Source organism: Roseateles sp. AC306 (assembly GCF_979253795.1).
In genome coordinates this window covers 491,565-506,956 of the sequence record NZ_CEEDEB010000001.1, presented here as the reverse complement: position 1 = coordinate 506,956, position 15,392 = coordinate 491,565, and the positions used below count along the sequence as shown (strand labels likewise).

At 68.6% G+C, this 15,392-nt stretch carries 14 protein-coding genes; 9 read left to right on the top strand and 5 right to left on the bottom strand.

Going from position 1 to position 15,392, the window contains the following annotated elements:
* Nucleotides 1-23: 23 nt before the first annotated feature.
* Both AC0IZJ_RS01965 and murJ read right to left on the bottom strand, forming a co-directional pair.
* Nucleotides 24-881, bottom strand: a complete 858-nt coding sequence (locus tag AC0IZJ_RS01965) for a SirB1 family protein (RefSeq protein ID WP_471846107.1) — start codon at nt 879-881, stop codon at nt 24-26.
* Nucleotides 881-2,443 carry a murein biosynthesis integral membrane protein MurJ gene (murJ, locus tag AC0IZJ_RS01960; protein ID WP_471846105.1) on the bottom strand — a complete coding sequence of 521 codons (1,563 nt, stop codon included), beginning with the start codon at nt 2,441-2,443 and terminating at the stop codon, nt 881-883. Before murJ ends, AC0IZJ_RS01965 begins: the two co-directional genes overlap by 1 nt.
* Nucleotides 2,444-2,562: 119 nt before the next feature.
* On the opposite strand from murJ, the gene rpsT reads away from it, so the two are divergent.
* The gene (gene rpsT, locus AC0IZJ_RS01955; RefSeq protein ID WP_056270726.1) at nt 2,563-2,859 is read left to right on the top strand and encodes a 30S ribosomal protein S20; all 297 of its coding nucleotides are present in this window, start codon (nt 2,563-2,565) and stop codon (nt 2,857-2,859) included.
* A 233-nt stretch (nt 2,860-3,092) separates the two neighbouring features.
* Here the strand turns inward: rpsT and AC0IZJ_RS01950 are convergent, their stop codons facing one another.
* Nucleotides 3,093-3,932, bottom strand: coding sequence for an alpha/beta fold hydrolase (locus tag AC0IZJ_RS01950; protein ID WP_471846102.1), 840 nt, complete (start codon nt 3,930-3,932; stop codon nt 3,093-3,095).
* A 115-nt stretch (nt 3,933-4,047) separates the two neighbouring features.
* Nucleotides 4,048-4,395 carry a DUF3579 domain-containing protein gene (locus tag AC0IZJ_RS01945; RefSeq protein ID WP_471846100.1) on the bottom strand — a complete coding sequence of 116 codons (348 nt, stop codon included), beginning with the start codon at nt 4,393-4,395 and terminating at the stop codon, nt 4,048-4,050.
* Nucleotides 4,396-4,545: 150 nt separating this feature from the next.
* Here AC0IZJ_RS01945 and AC0IZJ_RS01940 point away from each other — a divergent pair, with 150 nt between their 5' ends.
* Together AC0IZJ_RS01940 and argF are read left to right on the top strand one after the other, a co-directional pair.
* Complete coding sequence (locus AC0IZJ_RS01940; RefSeq protein ID WP_471846098.1) at nt 4,546-5,751, top strand: acetylornithine/succinylornithine family transaminase; 1,206 nt, start codon at nt 4,546-4,548, stop codon at nt 5,749-5,751.
* Nucleotides 5,748-6,710: an ornithine carbamoyltransferase gene (argF, locus tag AC0IZJ_RS01935; protein ID WP_471846096.1), complete on the top strand. Its 963-nt coding sequence runs from the start codon at nt 5,748-5,750 to the stop codon at nt 6,708-6,710. The genes AC0IZJ_RS01940 and argF overlap by 4 nt, the downstream gene beginning before the upstream one ends.
* Nucleotides 6,711-6,772: 62 nt before the next feature.
* On the opposite strand, the gene AC0IZJ_RS01930 is transcribed toward argF, so the two are convergent.
* The gene (locus AC0IZJ_RS01930; RefSeq protein WP_471846094.1) at nt 6,773-7,354 is read right to left on the bottom strand and encodes a PEP-CTERM sorting domain-containing protein; all 582 of its coding nucleotides are present in this window, start codon (nt 7,352-7,354) and stop codon (nt 6,773-6,775) included.
* 186 nt (nt 7,355-7,540) lie between these two features.
* Here AC0IZJ_RS01930 and AC0IZJ_RS01925 point away from each other — a divergent pair, with 186 nt between their 5' ends.
* The 6 genes from AC0IZJ_RS01925 to AC0IZJ_RS01900 all read left to right on the top strand — a co-directional run bounded on the left by AC0IZJ_RS01925 (nt 7,541) and on the right by AC0IZJ_RS01900 (nt 15,357).
* The gene (locus AC0IZJ_RS01925) at nt 7,541-7,990 is read left to right on the top strand and encodes a copper chaperone PCu(A)C (RefSeq protein WP_471846092.1); all 450 of its coding nucleotides are present in this window, start codon (nt 7,541-7,543) and stop codon (nt 7,988-7,990) included.
* A 121-nt stretch (nt 7,991-8,111) separates the two neighbouring features.
* Nucleotides 8,112-10,391, top strand: coding sequence for a hypothetical protein (locus AC0IZJ_RS01920; protein ID WP_471846090.1), 2,280 nt, complete (start codon nt 8,112-8,114; stop codon nt 10,389-10,391).
* A gap of 103 nt (nt 10,392-10,494) precedes the next feature.
* The gene (locus AC0IZJ_RS01915; protein WP_471846088.1) at nt 10,495-11,346 is read left to right on the top strand and encodes a peptidyl-prolyl cis-trans isomerase; all 852 of its coding nucleotides are present in this window, start codon (nt 10,495-10,497) and stop codon (nt 11,344-11,346) included.
* Nucleotides 11,343-12,302: a HupE/UreJ family protein gene (locus AC0IZJ_RS01910; protein ID WP_471846086.1), complete on the top strand. Its 960-nt coding sequence runs from the start codon at nt 11,343-11,345 to the stop codon at nt 12,300-12,302. The genes AC0IZJ_RS01915 and AC0IZJ_RS01910 overlap by 4 nt, the downstream gene beginning before the upstream one ends.
* A complete protein-coding gene (locus AC0IZJ_RS01905; protein ID WP_471846084.1) occupies nt 12,299-12,925 on the top strand; it encodes a putative 2OG-Fe(II) oxygenase in 627 nt (208 codons plus the stop codon). Before AC0IZJ_RS01910 ends, AC0IZJ_RS01905 begins: the two co-directional genes overlap by 4 nt.
* On the top strand, nt 12,922-15,357 hold the full coding sequence (locus AC0IZJ_RS01900; RefSeq protein ID WP_471846082.1) for a spermine/spermidine synthase domain-containing protein: 2,436 nt from the start codon (nt 12,922-12,924) through the stop codon (nt 15,355-15,357). Before AC0IZJ_RS01905 ends, AC0IZJ_RS01900 begins: the two co-directional genes overlap by 4 nt.
* Nucleotides 15,358-15,392: the final 35 nt, after the last annotated feature.

Sequence of the window (15,392 nt, the reverse complement as noted above, 5' to 3'; positions counted from 1 at the left end):
GGAGCTGGCGAGGGCGCGGATTGTCACTGAAGCGGGCGCGGGCGCTGTTCGAGCAGCACGGCCAGACGCCTGCGCAGCGCGTCGGCATCGGGCGCGTCGCCGCATTCAGCCAAGTAGAAAGCCAGGTCCTCGGCGGCGGCGGCATGTGCCCCGACAGCCTGGAGCGCCAGTCCACGGTCGCGCCGCTCGGCGGCGTCATTCGGCAGCAGCACGACAAGACGCTGCTGGACGGCCAACAGGCGCGGCCAATCATGAGCGGCGCGGTGCACTTCACGCAGATTGCGCAGCATGCGGGCGAGGATCTGGCGCTTGGTGGCGGCGCGCAGGAAGAACTCCAGCGGCAGCTCCAGGTCGTTCGGCAGCTCGCTGCCCTGGCGGTAGACAGCCAGGAGCTCGTCCAGCCGACTGGCCGACAGCGCCTCGCCGGTGAATGGATCGATGACGACCTCACCCAGGCCGATGCGGCATTTGACGAGGAAGTGTCCGGGGAAAGCCACGCCCGCCATGCGCAGGCCGGCCTGCTCGCCCAGCTCCAGCAGCAGCAGGGCCAGCGTGATCGGGATGCCGCGCCGCGTTTCCAGCACGCGATGGATGAAGCTGTTCTCCGCAGCGTAGTAGTTGTTCAGGTTGCCAGCGAAACCCAGCTCGCCGTGGAAGAAGCGCGTCAGCAGGCGCAGGCGCTCCGGCGGCGCCGTCTCGGGCGTGATGCGCTCGCGCAGCCGACGCGCGAAGGCGTCCACCTGGGCCAGCGAGGCCTGCACGTCAAGCTGCGGATGCTCATCCTGCGCAAGGCTGATGGCGGCTTCGAGCAGGTTCAGGCTCTCCTCCTCGGCCACCAGCGTGGCGAAGTAGTCCAGCGGGGTAGGCGCGGCGTACTTCATCAGCTCGGGCGGCCCAGGGCCTTGGGCCGCATGCCGGCCAGCAGCAGCACGGCGAAGTAGACGATGGCACTGCCGCCCAGGCTGGCGGCCATCACGAGGGCACGCTGCATCTCATGCGCGCCCAGCGCGATCCAGTCCAGCCGCGTGGCCAACTGCCATTGCAGCAGGCCCATGGCCGCGCAGCCCAGGCCAACGCGCAGGGTGAAGCTCATCCAGCCCGGTTCCGGGCGGTAGCTGCCCAGCCTTCTGAGCCCCCACAGCAGCCAGCCGGCGTTGACCAGGGCGCCCACACCAATGGACAGCGCCAGCCCGGCGACGCCGAACTGGGGCACGAAGACGAGGTTGAAGCACTGCGTCAGCACCAGCACGGCGATGGCAATCTTCGCTGGCGTGCCGGTGTCCTGGCGAGCATAGAAGCCCGGTGCCAGCACCTTGATGGCCACCAACCCAAGCAGGCCCACGCCCCAGCCCATGACCGACTCCGCCGTGTGGCTCACATCGGTCGCGGTGAAGGCCCCGCGGTGATAGAGCACAGTCGTCAACGGCGTGGCGAAGACCAGCAGCGCCACGGCACAGGGCAAGGCCAACAGCATCACCATCCGGAGGCCCCAGTCTAGGAGGCGGCTATAGCGCTCGCTGGCGCCCGAAGCCTGGGCGGCAGACAACTGCGGCGTCAGCACAGCGGAGAGCGCCACACCGAGCAGGCCGATGGGGAACTCCATCAGCCGGTCGGCATAGTTCAGCCAGGACGTGGCGCCCTCGGCCAAATGGCTGGAAATTTGCGTGTTGATCATCAGTGACAGCTGCGACACACCCACGCCGAGCAGCGCCGGGCCCATGCCGCGGATGACGCGGCCGACCCCCGGATTGGCGCGCGATTCCTGGAAGCCGCGCCAGCTCAGGCGCATGCGCGGCATCGCGCCGATAGCCCGCAGCGCCGGCCACTGCACCACAAGTTGCAGCACGCCGCCAAGCATGACACCCATGGCCATTGCATAGATGCCGGGGTAACCGGCGCGCTCAAGCGGCCCGGCCAGCGCCCAACCCACGGCGATGACGCTGAGATTGAGCAGCACCGGTGTGATCGCCGGCACGACGAAGCGGCGCCACGTGTTCAGGATGCCGGCCGACAGCGCCACCATCGACATGCAACCAATGTAGGGAAACATGACGCGTGTCATGACGACCGAGGCGTCGAAGGCGTCGCCAGGCAGGCCCGACCCCAGCAGCCAGACCAGCAGCGGCGCCGCAACGACGCCGAGTACCGAAGTTGCCACCAGGGCCCAGAGCAGCACGGTGGCCACAGCGTCGATGAGGCGCTGTGTGGCTTCGTCGCCTTCAGTCGCCTTTGTTCCGGCCAGCAGCGGCACGAAGGCCTGGGAGAAGGCGCCCTCGGCAAACAGCCGGCGCAGCAGGTTGGGAATGCGGAAGGCGACGAGGAAGGCATCCGTCATCGCCGTGGCACCGAACAGGCCGGCCACCATGGTTTCGCGGACGAGGCCGGTGATGCGCGAGGTCAGGGTCAGCAGGGAAATGGTTGACGCAGCGCGCAGCAGATTCATGCGACGGATTATCTGTGTGGAGAATCGCGTCTCTTTTGAAACTCCGGCCGGGTGCTTGGCTTCAACCCTGATTCCGGGCTATACTCGCTGTCTTTGCACCAACTGGGTATAGACACAGCATGGCAACCAGCTCCAAAGCCAAAAAGAAGACCGTCCGCCTTGCATCGGGCCTGAAGCGCGTCCGCCAGGACGCCAAGCTCAATGCAGCCAACACGGCTCTGCGCTCCCAATTCCGCACGGTCGTCAAGAACGTGCAAAAGGCAGTGACTGCGGGCGACAAGTCCAAGGCCGCTGACCTGTTCAAGAATGCCCAAGCTGTCATCGACTCGGTCGCCGACAAGGGCATCTTCCACAAGAACAAGGCCGCTCGCCACAAGAGCCGCCTGTCCGCCAAGATCAAGGCGCTCGCCGCCTGATAGAACAAACCAGCTCTGGTGCAAAGCCGAAAGCCCGCGAAAGCGGGCTTTTTGTTTTTGGGGCCCGCTCTGCGGGCCTTTTGCATTGAGTTGCGGGCCGAGCGCCGGGCCGCTCCCAAGCCGGCCCGCCTTAGGCGATGTGCGCGCGGCTCAATGCCGCAAGCATCGCCGTCCCCTCGGGGGACCGATCAGGCCGCCCGCGTTCAGCGGGGCGGACTGAGCGAGGGGCGTGCTCAATGCCACTCGCCCGGCCCTACGCCCTGGATGCTGCGGTCACGCAGCCACTCCGCCACGGCGCGGGCGACCCATTGCGGATCGTCCAGCGGCAGGTCGTGGCCAGCCTTGGTGTGCATGCGCAGCGGCGCTCCCCAGGCGCGGCTGATGGCCTGTGAGCAACGCCAGTCGACCAGGCTGTCAGCCTTGCTGCATAGCAGCAGCATCGGCGCCGCCGGGCGAGTGCGGCTGGCGCGGTAGCGCACGCTGGCGAGCAATTGCCGCGCGGTGTTGCGTACACCCAGCGGGTGCTGGCGCTGCAGTTCCAGCCAACGGTCGATGACGGCCTGGGGCGGCGTGAGCCGCGTCGTCATCATCAGCACGCGCTCCTCGCGCAGCCGGGCGCTGAAGCGGCTCAGCGACAGCAGCGCCAGGCCGAGGTAGTTCAGGGGCCGCGTCTTGCGAAAGAGTTCACTGAAGGGTCGCAGGCTGGGGTTGATGAGCACCCCGGCCTCGACTTCAGCGGGGTAGCGGCTGGCCCAGTCGCTGAGCACAGCGCCGCCGAGCGACATGCCGACGATGGACATCGGCCCGCTGACGCCCCGGCGCTGCAGTTCGGCGCGGCATGCGTCGACGATGGCCGACACCTGCGTCGGGCTGGGCTGGCGGCGCATCGTGCCGGTTCCGGGCAGGTCCAGCGACAGTACCTGCGAACCGGGTTGCAGCGTGCGCAGTTCGCGCAGCAGATGCTCGGGGAAGACACCCCAATGGCCGCTTTCGCGAGATAACCCGCGCAGCAGCACCCAGACGCCGGTCATCGTCGGCCGCGCCTCTGCCGGGCTTGCTGCGGACGCAGGCATCGGGACGGCAGTAGCGCTGAGGTTCATCGGCCTGTGTCAAAAGGTAGCAGGCGAGGATAACGGCGCGTCGCACCGCTGCGGCATGGGAATGTCGCTATGTCGTTAAGGATTGGGATCAGGCACCCGGCTTGTCGCCCGGCCCATCCGGCCCGTCAGGCAAAAGGCAGGCCTCGGCGACTTGCAGGTTGTTGTCGCGCGCGAAATTCATGACGAAGTCCCAGGCCATCGGCTCCAGGCGCTTCAGTTCCTCGTTGACGATGACGCACTTCACGCCATTGATGATGTTGGGCACGCACAGCGGCGAATAGCCGATGTGGGCGCCAATGCCGCCACGCACGCCGCCGGGCCGAAAACTGGACATCGCACCGGCCAGGCGCTCGGCCCAATCGCTGGGGCGGAAGGTGCGTCCATCGAGCGTCACACCCTGGATGAAGACTTCACGCGGCGGTCGGACAACGGTCATGTAGAGGTCGGCTTTGCGGTACAGCGGAGCATCGCTGCCAAAGGCGACTATTGTGCCTCGGCTCATCGCTATCTGTTGCGCCGCAGCAATCGCCGGCGCATCGACTCTAGAATCGAAAACTCGCTTTTCCACCACCCAATCGGAGACCCGATGAACGCTGATGCCTTCCCGTCTGACGCCCATGTGATGCCGACCTATGGCCGCCTGCCCGTTGCGCTTTCGCACGGCCAGGGCTGCTGGGTCTGGGACACGAACGGCCGACGACTGCTGGACGGGCTGGGCGGCATCGCGGTCAACACGCTGGGGCACAACCACCCTCGCCTGGTGCCGGCGCTGCAGGACCAGATCGCCAAGCTCATCCACAGCAGCAACTACTACCGCGTGCCGCTGCAGGAGCAGCTCGCCGACAAGCTCTGCGAGCTTTCGGGTCTCGCCAATGTCTTCTTCTGCAACAGCGGGCTGGAGGCCAACGAGGCGGCCTTGAAGATCGCCCGCAAGTTCGGCCACGACCGCGGCAATACATCGCCGGAGATCCTCGTCTTCGAGGGCGCCTTCCATGGCCGCTCCATCGCCACGCTGTCGGCCACGGCCAACCCCAAGATCCAGGCCGGCTTCGGCCCGCTGGTGCAGGGTTTCGTGCGCGTGCCGCTCAACGACATGGCCGCCGTCGAGGCCGCGATTGCCGCCCATCCCAATATCACGGCCATCTTCCTGGAGACCATCCAGGGCGAAGGCGGCATCAACCCGGCGCGTGTCGAGTTCCTGCAGGCGCTGCGCCGCGTCTGCGACGCGCACGACCTGCTGCTGATGCTGGACGAGGTGCAGTGCGGCATCGGTCGCACCGGCAAATGGTTCGCGCACCAGTGGGCCGGCATCCAGCCGGACGTGATGCCGCTGGCCAAGGGCCTGGGCTCGGGCGTGCCCATCGGCGCCGTCGTCTGCGGCCCGCGTGCGGCGGGCGTGCTGAAGGCCGGCAACCACGGCACGACCTTCGGCGGCAACCCGCTGGCCATGCGCGCCGGCGTTGAGACGCTGAAAATCATGGAAGAGGACGGCCTGCTGACCAACGCCGAGGCGGTCGGCGCGACGCTGCGCGATGGCTTGGCCGCAGGCCTGGCCGGCGTGGCCGGTTTCGTCGAGATCCGCGGCCAGGGCCTGATGCTGGGCGTCGAGCTGGATCGCCCCGCAGGCGTGCTGCTGACCCGCGCCCTGGAAGCGGGCCTGCTGATCAGCATCACCGCCGACCGCGTCGTTCGCCTGCTGCCGCCGCTGATCCTGACGCATGACGAGGCGAACCAGATCACGGCCCTGCTCGTGCCGCTGATCAAGGCCTTCCTGGCCGAACCCAAGCCATGAAGCCGGGGGACGCACTGATGCGCCACTACCTCCAGTTCAAGGACCTTCGGGCCGAGGAATACGCCCACCTGTTCGACCGCGCCGGCATCATCAAGCGGCGTTTCAAGAACTACGAGAAGTACCAGCCCCTGCAGGACCGCACGCTGGCCATGATCTTCGAGAAGGCCAGCACGCGCACGCGCGTCAGCTTCGAGGCTGGCATGTACCAGATGGGTGGCTCCGTCGTGCACCTGACGACCGGCGACAGCCAGTTGGGCCGCGCCGAACCGGTGGAAGACTCGGCGCGCGTCATCAGCCGCATGGTCGACATCGTCATGATCCGCACCTACGAGCAGAGCAAGCTCGACGCCTTCGCGGCGCACTCGCGCGTGCCTGTCATCAACGGCCTGACCAACGAGTACCACCCCTGCCAGATCCTGGCCGATCTGTTCACCTTCATCGAGGCCCGCGGCATGGACCGGCGCGGTTCCATCGACATGGACTGCCTCAAGGGCCGTGTCGTGGCCTGGGTGGGCGACGGCAACAACATGGCCAACACCTGGCTGCAGGCGGCGGAAATCCTGGGCTTCACCGTGCATGTCAGCACGCCGAGTGGCTACGAAGTCGACCCGGCGGTGGCGGGCATCAAGGACGCCGGTTGCTACAAGGTCTTCAAGGACCCGCGCGAAGCCTGCGTCGGCGCCGACCTGGTGACCACCGACGTCTGGACCAGCATGGGCTACGAGGCCGAGAACGAGGCGCGCAAGGCGGCCTTCAAGGACTGGTGCGTGGACACGGCCATGATGGCCCGCGCCAAGCCGGACGCGCTCTTCATGCACTGCCTGCCGGCGCACCGCGGCGAGGAGGTGGCGGCGGACGTCATCGACGGGCCGCAGTCGGTGGTGTGGGACGAGGCGGAAAACAGGATGCACGTGCAGAAGGCACTGATGGAGTACCTGCTGCTGGGCCGCATCGGCTGATCGCGACTCCCATGAAAAAAGCCGGCTGCGAACAGCCGGCTTTTCTTTTGGGCAATCGCCGATCAGGCGCGACGGCGGCGGGCCAGCAACAGGGCGCCACCGGCGAGCATCAGGGCAACGCTCGTGGGTTCCGGGACGGCGGCGATGTTGTCCAGGGCGACGAGGTTGGCCGTGCCGGTGAGGTCGAACGACAGAGCAGTGCCACTGAAGCTCAGGACCGCCTTGTTCCAGGTCGTGTACTCGCCGGAGTTGTTGGCGCTGAGGTCGATGGTGCCCAGCAACGTGCCGGTGCCGTTGGCGCCCGAGTACGCCTTGATCGCGCCAGCGGCGGCGGTCGGCGTGGAGTAGAAGAAGCTCAGGCCGCCCGTCACGCCAGCAGCGACGTTCATGAATGCGGCCGTGTTGGACACCCCATCCAGATCCACCATGGCAACACCCATCAGGGACGGCGCATTGCCGTAGTAGGTGAAGTCGGCGTCGTTGGACAGACCCAGCACATTGGTGAAGGTCACGCCGGCGGCGGCGTAGGTGTCGCCAACTTCGGTGCCGTAGTCCCAGCTCTTTTCAAAGTCGATGGACAGCGGCGTGGCTGCGAAGGCGGGGGATGCGAGGCCGAGGGCCAGGGCGAGGGTGGCGAGCTTCATCGAGAACTCCAGAGCTTGGAAGTGTTGGGGCGGCCGGGGCCGCAGCGTCTTGCGGTGGCGCAGTGTGGTGGGCAATGACGACAGGCTCGTGACGATCCCGAGGCACGCTCCGTAGCCACATTCACGTCACGCCGCTGTCATCGGCGGCTGTGATGGTCCTGGGCCTTCGCTCACTTCACGCGCCACATGCATCCGCCCGCCCTGCACCGCCGCCACCTGCTTATCGCACTGGGCACTGCCATGGTGGCGCGCCAGGCGCCGGCCTGCGAGTTCTTCAGCAGCCATATGCGCATCTGGCATCCATGGACTCGCGCCACGCGGGTGGATGCCGACACGGCAAAACTGTTCATGCGCTTCGACGAGGTGCAGACCGCCGACCGCCTCATCGGCATCGAGACCCCCGTGGCTGCGGGGGCCAGGCTGGCCGGTCCCGGCGCGCCGGTTGATGCGAAAGACCTGTCCCTGCTCATCCGCGCGGGTCAGGAACTCACGCTGACGGAGGACGGCCTGCACATCGAGCTGCTCGACCTCCAGCAGCCGCTGCAGGTGGGCCGCAGCTTTGCGCTGCGCCTGCTCTTCGAATCGGCCGGACCGGTCAACGCCACGCTCAACGTCGACTTCGCCGGCCTGCGCTGAGGCCTTGGCACCCGGCCCGCGCAACCGTCGCCATACCGTCACGCCGGGGTCACGCCCCGTCCATAGCATGCGCCCGGTTTCAAGCCCCCTCTTTACGACCGTCCCCATCCCCGGAGCCTCCATGACTCACTTCTTTACCAAGAGCCAGCTCGCCCTGGCCGCCGTCGCTGCGCTGGGCAGCGCCGCCATCATTGCGCCCAACCTCGCAACCGCCGCCGGCAAGACGCCGGGCAAGTACGTGTCCGGCGACTTCCACAACCACACCACCTGCTCGGACGGCGCCATCTCCATGCAGAAGCTGGTGAAGAAGGTGACCGACAAGACCGAGACGCCCTGGGGCCTCGACTGGTTCGTCCAGGCCGGCCACGGCGGCACGGGCAACCGCAACTGCACGCTGGTCGAGGACGCTTCGCTGTCCACGCCGGCCTATCCTTTCGTCGAAGGCAAGGGCCCGACGACCACCTGGGCCAACAGCATCGGCGCGGCCAACATCAAGGGCAACAACGGCGGCGTCGGCGGCAACGGCAACATGTGGCGCTGGCAGTCCCTGCAGGAATACCAGTACCCCGTCGTCGAGTACCTCGCCGCGCAGAAGAACCTGCCGCTGTTCATCGGCCTGGAGTCCGTCGTCGCCGGCCATGAGCACAGCTCCATGTCCGTCATCACCGGCCAGATGCCCGCCTCGGTCGACAGCGTCACGCTGCCCACCGCACCTGGCTACACGCCGCTCGGCAACGCCAACGCGCTGGCACAGTGGTCCTACTGCTTCGACCGCAACGACACCGACACCAGCCGCGGCAACGTGACCGGCTCGGCCACCGGCAACAACTGGAACTGCGCCAATCCGGCCAGCGCCGACTCGACCTCCGCCGCCCTCGGCTGGAGCGCCACCGGCCAGAAGTTGATCCCCGCCACCGGCAACGGCGTCGGCACGCGTGGCCACCTGAAGACCGTCGAAGCGCTGAAGTGGATGGCCAACTTCCACGGCCAGCAAAGCTACTACGTGCCGGCCCACCTGGAGCGCGCCGGCCCGTTCAATCCGAACGGCAACAACGGCTTCAACATCGAGCACCTGCGCAACTTCAACAACGCCGCCCCGGCTGTCGCCTTCGGCTTCGAGTCGCAGCCCGGCCACGGCGCGTCCGACAACCGCGGTGAGTACCAGGTCAAGCGCAACAGCATCAGCGGCGTGCTGACCGACTCCGTTGGCGGCACCACCTTCGGCGGCACGGGCGTTTACGCAGCCCAGGTCGGCGGCGTGTGGGATGCGCTGCTCGGCGAAGGCCGCAACTGGTGGTTCTTCGCCAGCTCCGACTGGCACAACCGCGGCCAGTTCGGCCCGGACGACCGCCGCTCCTCGCAGGACTTCTACCCCGGCGAATACCAGCGCACGCACGTGCTCGTCCGCAACGGTGCCGACAAGCTGCGCCCGCAGCCCATCGTCGACGGCCTGCGCACCGGCAACGTCTGGGCGGCCTCCGGCCAGCTGATCGACCGCCTGGCTTTCGTGGCTTGCGCCTCCTACGCCGGCGTCGGTGCCCGCACCAACGCCGCAGTCGAGGCCATCGCCGTTGCCGCTGCCACCAACGCCACCGACATCGACAAGGCCGGCTGCGCGACGATGGGCGAGAAGCTCGCCGTCCGCCCGGGCGCCGAGATCGTCGTGGCCGTCGTGCTGCGTGATCCGGAAGGCACGAACTTTGCGCCCTACAGCTTCGCCAACCCGTCGCTGGCCCAGGTCGGCATCAACCAGCCGATCAACAAGCCGGTGCTCGACCACGTCGACGTGATCCGCGGCCTCGTCACTGGCATGAGGGCGCCCGGCGCTGCCGACTACGCCGGCGAATGGCCGCGCAACGAAGCCTGGCTGAAGGCCGACGGCACGACCACCGGCCTGGCCGCCGTACCGGCCGCCGCGAAGAACATGACCGCCACCATCCTGAAGACCTTCAGCGGCAACGGCGGCTCGGCCTGGACGCAGGTCCAGTCCGGCGTGGACAACACGGTGTTCCTGAAGATGAGCTTCCGCATCCCGGCAGTGCAGGCGTCGCAGTATGTGCGCTTGCGCGGCACCAACATGCCGGCTGCTGTGCCCTACGAGACGGACCTGAACGGCAACCCGCTGGCCGACGTCTACACCAACGCCAACGACACGGCGATGCTGCGCATCCCCTGCACGACGGTGGCCACCAACCAGCCTGCCGCTGGCGTGACCTGGTCGCAGGACAAGGGCACGATCAACGGCTGCCCGGCCCACCTGGCCACGGCCACGGGTGCCTCGCCGATCGCCGGCCAGAAGGCGGTCTCCTATGACATCGCCGCCTGGGCCGACCTCTGGTTCTACAGCAACCCGATCTATGTCGAAGTGGCCAGCTCGGTGGCCGTGGCAGGCGTGAAGTAAGCCCTCCGAGGTGCCTCCGGACAGCGGCGGGTCGAAAGACCTGCCGCTGTCGTCGTTTTGACTTGTTGGATCTCTAGCATGGCGGGCTCACACCGCACCCGCCATGTCCAGCGTCCTCCCTCCCCTCCCCCTCTCCACCACCTCGCACCGCACGCTGCCCGCCTGGGCTCGCGAGCCGCTGCTGCACTTTCTGCTTATCGGCGCGGCGCTGTTCGGCGTCGACCGCCTCGTCAATCGTGGCGCCGCGTCGTCCGACGAAATCATCGTCACCGCCGACGTGCAGAAGGAAGCACGCGAGCTCTTCAAGGCCAAACGCGGCCACGAACCGAACGCCGAGGAGATGGCCGCGCTGCGCAAGGTGTGGCTGGACAACGAGGTGCTCTACCGCGAGGGCCTGGCCCTGCAGCTGGACAAGGGCGACACCGCCATCCGCGAGCGCGTCATCTTCAAGGCGCTCAGCGTGGTCGACGGCGCCACCAAGCTGCCGCCCGTCACCGATGAAGTGCTGCGCGACTGGTTCGAGAAGCGCCGTGCGCGCTACGACGAACCGGCCCGCTTCGACTTCCAGGAGGCGGTCCTGGCCGGCGAGAACAGCGAGGCGGCGGTACGCGCCTTCGTGGAGACGCTGAACACCGGCACGCCGGGCGACGCCAAGGCGGGGCTGCGCGTGTTCAAGGGCCGGCCGCACAGCAACCTGCTGCAAAGCTACGGCGAGGATTTCGCCAAGTCGCTGGAAGGCGCCGCGCCCGGCCCGTGGCTGGCACTCAAATCGCGCGAAGGCTGGCACGCGGTGAAGCTGGACGCCAGCAGCGCCGCCAGGCCCGCCAGCTTCGAGGCGCTGCGCGGCGTGATCATGCAGGACTGGACGGACGCGACGCTCTCCGAACAGCGCAGCGCCGCCGTCTCGGCGCTGGCGAAAAAGTACACCGTCAAGGTCGAGGCCACGGCGCCATGAAGCGGTTGCTGACGTGGTGGCGCGCAGCCCTGCTGTTCGCGCTGGCGGCGGCCGTGCAGCCCGCCTTCGCCCATGAAATGAGCATGGCCGAGCTGCAGCTGCGCGAGACCCAGCGCGGCGACTTCGTCTGGGCCTGGGCCGCCGGCGAAAAGCGCCCGGTGACGCAGGACCTGACCCCCGTCTGGCCGGCGGCCTGCAGCGCTGAAGGCAACCTGCTGCGCTGCGGCGAGCAGGGGCTGGCGGGCACGATGTCGGTCAAGGGCGTCGGCGAGCGCTATTCCGCCGCCATCGTCAAGGTCGTCTGGATGAATGGCGACAACCGCGTCTACACGCTGACCAAGGCCCAACCCGCCGTGCAGCTCTACGGTGCCGCCGACGATCCGCGCGGCATGGGCGAGATCGCCAGCGCCTACACGCTGCTCGGCGTCGAGCACATCCTGGGCGGCATCGACCACCTGCTGTTCGTCGTCGGCCTGCTCTTCCTTGTCGGCTTCCGACGCCGGCTCGTGTGGACGATCACTGCGTTCACCGCCGCGCACAGCCTGACGCTGGCCAGCAGCGCCCTGGGTTGGCTCACGCTGCCCTCGGCGCCGGTCGAGGCCAGCATCGCGCTGTCCATCGTGCTGGTGGCGGGCGAGGCGCTGAACAAGCGCGAGACCCTCGCGCGGCGCTGGCCGGCGCTTGTCGCTTTCCTGTTCGGCCTCGTGCACGGGCTGGGCTTTGCCGGCGCTCTGAAGGAGATCGGCCTGCCCGACAACCACCTCTTCGTCGCGCTGCTGACCTTCAACGTCGGCGTGGAACTGGGCCAGCTGATGACCGTGGGAGTCTGCTGGGGCGTGTGGCGCCTCAGCGCACGCTGGCCGGCGGTGCAACGGGCGCGCACGGTGCTGCTGTATGGTATCGGCGGCATGGCGGCCTACTGGTCGTGGCTGCGCGTGGCGGCGGTGCTGGCATGACGGACGAAGTTCTCGGGCTGTTCCCTATCCCGCTGCAACGCTCACCGAGCGCGCTGCCGCTGCCGCTGGTCAACGCGCTGGTGGACCATTTCACGACCCGCGCCCTCGAAGCCAACAACAGCTCCGATGCGCTGTCGCACACGCGCATGCTGCAGCCGGCCGACAGCCCGCTGCTCGTACAGGCCGCCACCCTCCTCACACCCAGGATCGCCGCGTTCGGCGCGCTGCTGTTTGGCGAGCAACTCGGCTGGGCCATCAAGGAGATGTGGGTCAACGTGCTGGACACCGGCGGCCGCCAGGCCATGCACAACCACGCCAACAGCTTTGCGTCGGGCGTCGTCTATCTGACCGAGACGCACGACTCGGCCCGCACCGTCTTCATGAAGTCGCCCGGCGGCCATGATTTCGCGCTGAAGAACGACCACGCCGGCGTGGCCACCGGGGCCTACAACGCCGAGAAGTGGGTCAGCCCCTCGCCCGCGCCCGGCGACCTGATCCTGTTCCCCAGCTACCTGATGCACGCCGTGCCGCCCAACGCCGGTGGCCGGCGCATCAGCCTGGCCTTCAACGCCATTCCGACGCGGCTGGAGAGCTGGGGCTACACACTCAGCTTCAACGCTTGAGGTCGCTCGCGCTGCTGCTGATGGCCGCGTCCGGCTTCGCCGGGCTGGGCTATCAGGTCGTCTGGACGCAGCAGTTCGGCCTCGTGCTGGGCCACGAGTCGGCGGCGGTGCTGGCCGTCGTCGCGGCCTTCTTCGGCGGCCTGTCGCTGGGCGCGCTGTGGCTGGGCCGGCGCATCGAAGCGAGCGACCGGCCGCTGCGCTGGTATGCCGGCTGCGAGGCGCTCATCGGCCTGTGGGGCGCCGTGCTGATGGCGGTCATGCCGGCGGCGAGCAATGCGGCGCTGGCGCTGATCGGGCCGGACGCCGCGCCCGCCTGGCACTGGAGCGTCGCCTTCGGCGCCAGCTTCCTGCTGCTGCTGCCCGCCACGGCGGCGATGGGTGCCACGCTGCCCGCGATGGCCCGTCTCGGCACCACCCGGCTGGCGCCGCTGTACGCGGCCAACACGCTGGGTGCCGTGGCCGGCGTGCTGGCCACGGCGTTCTGGCTGATTCCGGAGCTGGGCCTCACGCGCAGCGCGGGCCTGTGCGTCGCGCTCAACCTGGCCTGCGCGCTGCTGGCTGGCCTCGCGCTGCAACCGGCGCCGGTGACCGCTCTCAAGCCCGGCACATCGAACCGCCCGTTGTGGATGCTGGCAGCGACCGGCCTGCTGGGCATCGCCTACGAAGTGCTGGCCGTGCGCGTGCTCAGCCAGGTGGCCGAGGACACGGTCTACACCTTCGCGCTGCTGCTGGCCGTCTACCTGGCCGGCACCGCGCTCGGCGCCGCAGCCTTTGCGCGCTGGCCCCGGCTGCACAACACCAGTCGGCTGCTCCAGGGCCTGGCCATCAGCGTCCTGCTCGGCATGGCGGCGCTGTGGAGCGCCGAGGCGATCAAGGCGGCACTGCAACCCGAGACGCTGGCCGCAGCCCTGGCCGCCGAGGCGGTGCTGGCACTGGCTGCGTTCGCCCTGCCCACGCTGCTGATGGGCGCCCTCTTCTGCCAGCTCAGTGCGGACGCCGCCGACGCCGGCATTCCGTTCGGCCGGGCGCTGGGCATGAACACGCTGGGGGCGATGGCGGCGGCACCGCTGTTCGGCGTGGCGCTGGCCTCGGCGCTCGGCCCCAAGCTCGCACTGCTGGGGGTCGCGGCCGGCTATCTGCTGCTGGCTCCGGCGTGGCGCAGCCCGGCCTGGTGGCTGCCGGCCGGCGCCACGGCGGCATTGGCCTTCTTCGCGCCGCCCATGGCCTTCATCGACCTGCCCGAAGGCGGCCGACTGCTCAGCTACCGCGATGGCACGATGGCCGCCGTCAGCGTTGTGGAAGACGCGGCCGGCGTGGCGCGGCTGCGCATCAACAACCGCCAGCAGGAGGGCAGCAGCGCCACCGTCCTTGTCGATGGCCGCCAGGCCCTGCTGCCGCTGCTGCTGCATGGCGAGGCGAAGCGCGCGCTCTTTCTCGGCGTCGGTTCGGGCGTCACGTCGGGCGTGGCGGCGCAGGTACCAGGCCTGCAGGTCGACGCCGTCGAGCTACTGCCCGAAGTCATCGAGGCCTCGGCGCTGTTCCGCCCGGCGTTCGTGAATCTCGGCAATGGCCCGTCACCACGCATGCACACCGCCGACGCACGCCGTTATGTGCGCACCGCCACGCAGCGCTACGACGTCGTCGTCTCCGACAACTTTCACCCTGCCCGCAGCGGCTCCGGTGCGCTCTACACGGTCGAGCACTTTCAGGCCGTGCGCGAGCGCCTCTCGCCTCAGGGCCTGTTCTGCCAATGGCTGCCGTTGCACCAGCTTGATCTGGACACGCTGCGCAGCATCACGGCCGCCTTCCTGCAGGCCTTCCCGGACGGTGCCGCGCTGCTGGCCAGCAACAGCCTGGACACACCCACCGTAGGCTTGATCGGCCGCGCCGGCGCCACCCGCTTCACAAGCGGCATGACCCGGCCCGAAATGGCCGCGCACTTCGGTCTGGCCGACGACTTCGCCGTGCTCGGCAGCCTCATCGTCGACAGCGCCGCACTGCACCGCCTGGCCGGCAAGGCGCCGATCAACACCGACGACCGCCCCTGGGTGGCCTACCGCGCGCCGCGCATCACCTATGCGCCCGACTCCGCGCCGCGCGACCGGCTCCTGGACCTGCTCGGCCGGGTCAGCATCGACACCGCCACGCTGCTGTCCACACCCGAGCTCGCCCCGCGCCTGAACGCCTACGCACGGGCGCGGCACAGCTACCTGGACCTGGGCCGCCGCACCATGCCCAGTGCCGACCCGGCCGTCATGCTGGCCCGCGTCGGCACGCCGCTGCTGGCCGTGCTGCGCCAGAGCCCCGACTTCCAGCCCGCCGCCGAGCCGCTGCGCCGGCTGGCTGGGGCGCTGGCTTCTCGCGACCCGGCGGCTGCGCAGGGGCTGCGCCATTCGCTCGCCGCAATACGCGCGGATCTGACTGGTTTCTGATCTGTCGGCGCAACGTCAGCGCGGCATGGCAAGCT

Coding starts and splice junctions, on each gene's coding strand:
- AC0IZJ_RS01920 (WP_471846090.1), top strand. CDS start 8,112: ATGACTCACTTCTTTACCAAGAGCCAGCTCGCCCTGGCCGCCGTCGCT.
- AC0IZJ_RS01910 (WP_471846086.1), top strand. CDS start 11,343: ATGAAGCGGTTGCTGACGTGGTGGCGCGCAGCCCTGCTGTTCGCGCTG.
- rpsT (WP_056270726.1), top strand. CDS start 2,563: ATGGCAACCAGCTCCAAAGCCAAAAAGAAGACCGTCCGCCTTGCATCG.
- AC0IZJ_RS01940 (WP_471846098.1), top strand. CDS start 4,546: ATGAACGCTGATGCCTTCCCGTCTGACGCCCATGTGATGCCGACCTAT.
- AC0IZJ_RS01930 (WP_471846094.1), bottom strand. CDS start 7,354: ATGAAGCTCGCCACCCTCGCCCTGGCCCTCGGCCTCGCATCCCCCGCC.
- argF (WP_471846096.1), top strand. CDS start 5,748: ATGAAGCCGGGGGACGCACTGATGCGCCACTACCTCCAGTTCAAGGAC.
- AC0IZJ_RS01925 (WP_471846092.1), top strand. CDS start 7,541: ATGCATCCGCCCGCCCTGCACCGCCGCCACCTGCTTATCGCACTGGGC.
- AC0IZJ_RS01945 (WP_471846100.1), bottom strand. CDS start 4,395: ATGACCGTTGTCCGACCGCCGCGTGAAGTCTTCATCCAGGGTGTGACG.
- AC0IZJ_RS01950 (WP_471846102.1), bottom strand. CDS start 3,932: ATGCCTGCGTCCGCAGCAAGCCCGGCAGAGGCGCGGCCGACGATGACC.
- murJ (WP_471846105.1), bottom strand. CDS start 2,443: ATGAATCTGCTGCGCGCTGCGTCAACCATTTCCCTGCTGACCCTGACC.
- AC0IZJ_RS01905 (WP_471846084.1), top strand. CDS start 12,299: ATGACGGACGAAGTTCTCGGGCTGTTCCCTATCCCGCTGCAACGCTCA.
- AC0IZJ_RS01915 (WP_471846088.1), top strand. CDS start 10,495: ATGTCCAGCGTCCTCCCTCCCCTCCCCCTCTCCACCACCTCGCACCGC.
- AC0IZJ_RS01965 (WP_471846107.1), bottom strand. CDS start 881: ATGAAGTACGCCGCGCCTACCCCGCTGGACTACTTCGCCACGCTGGTG.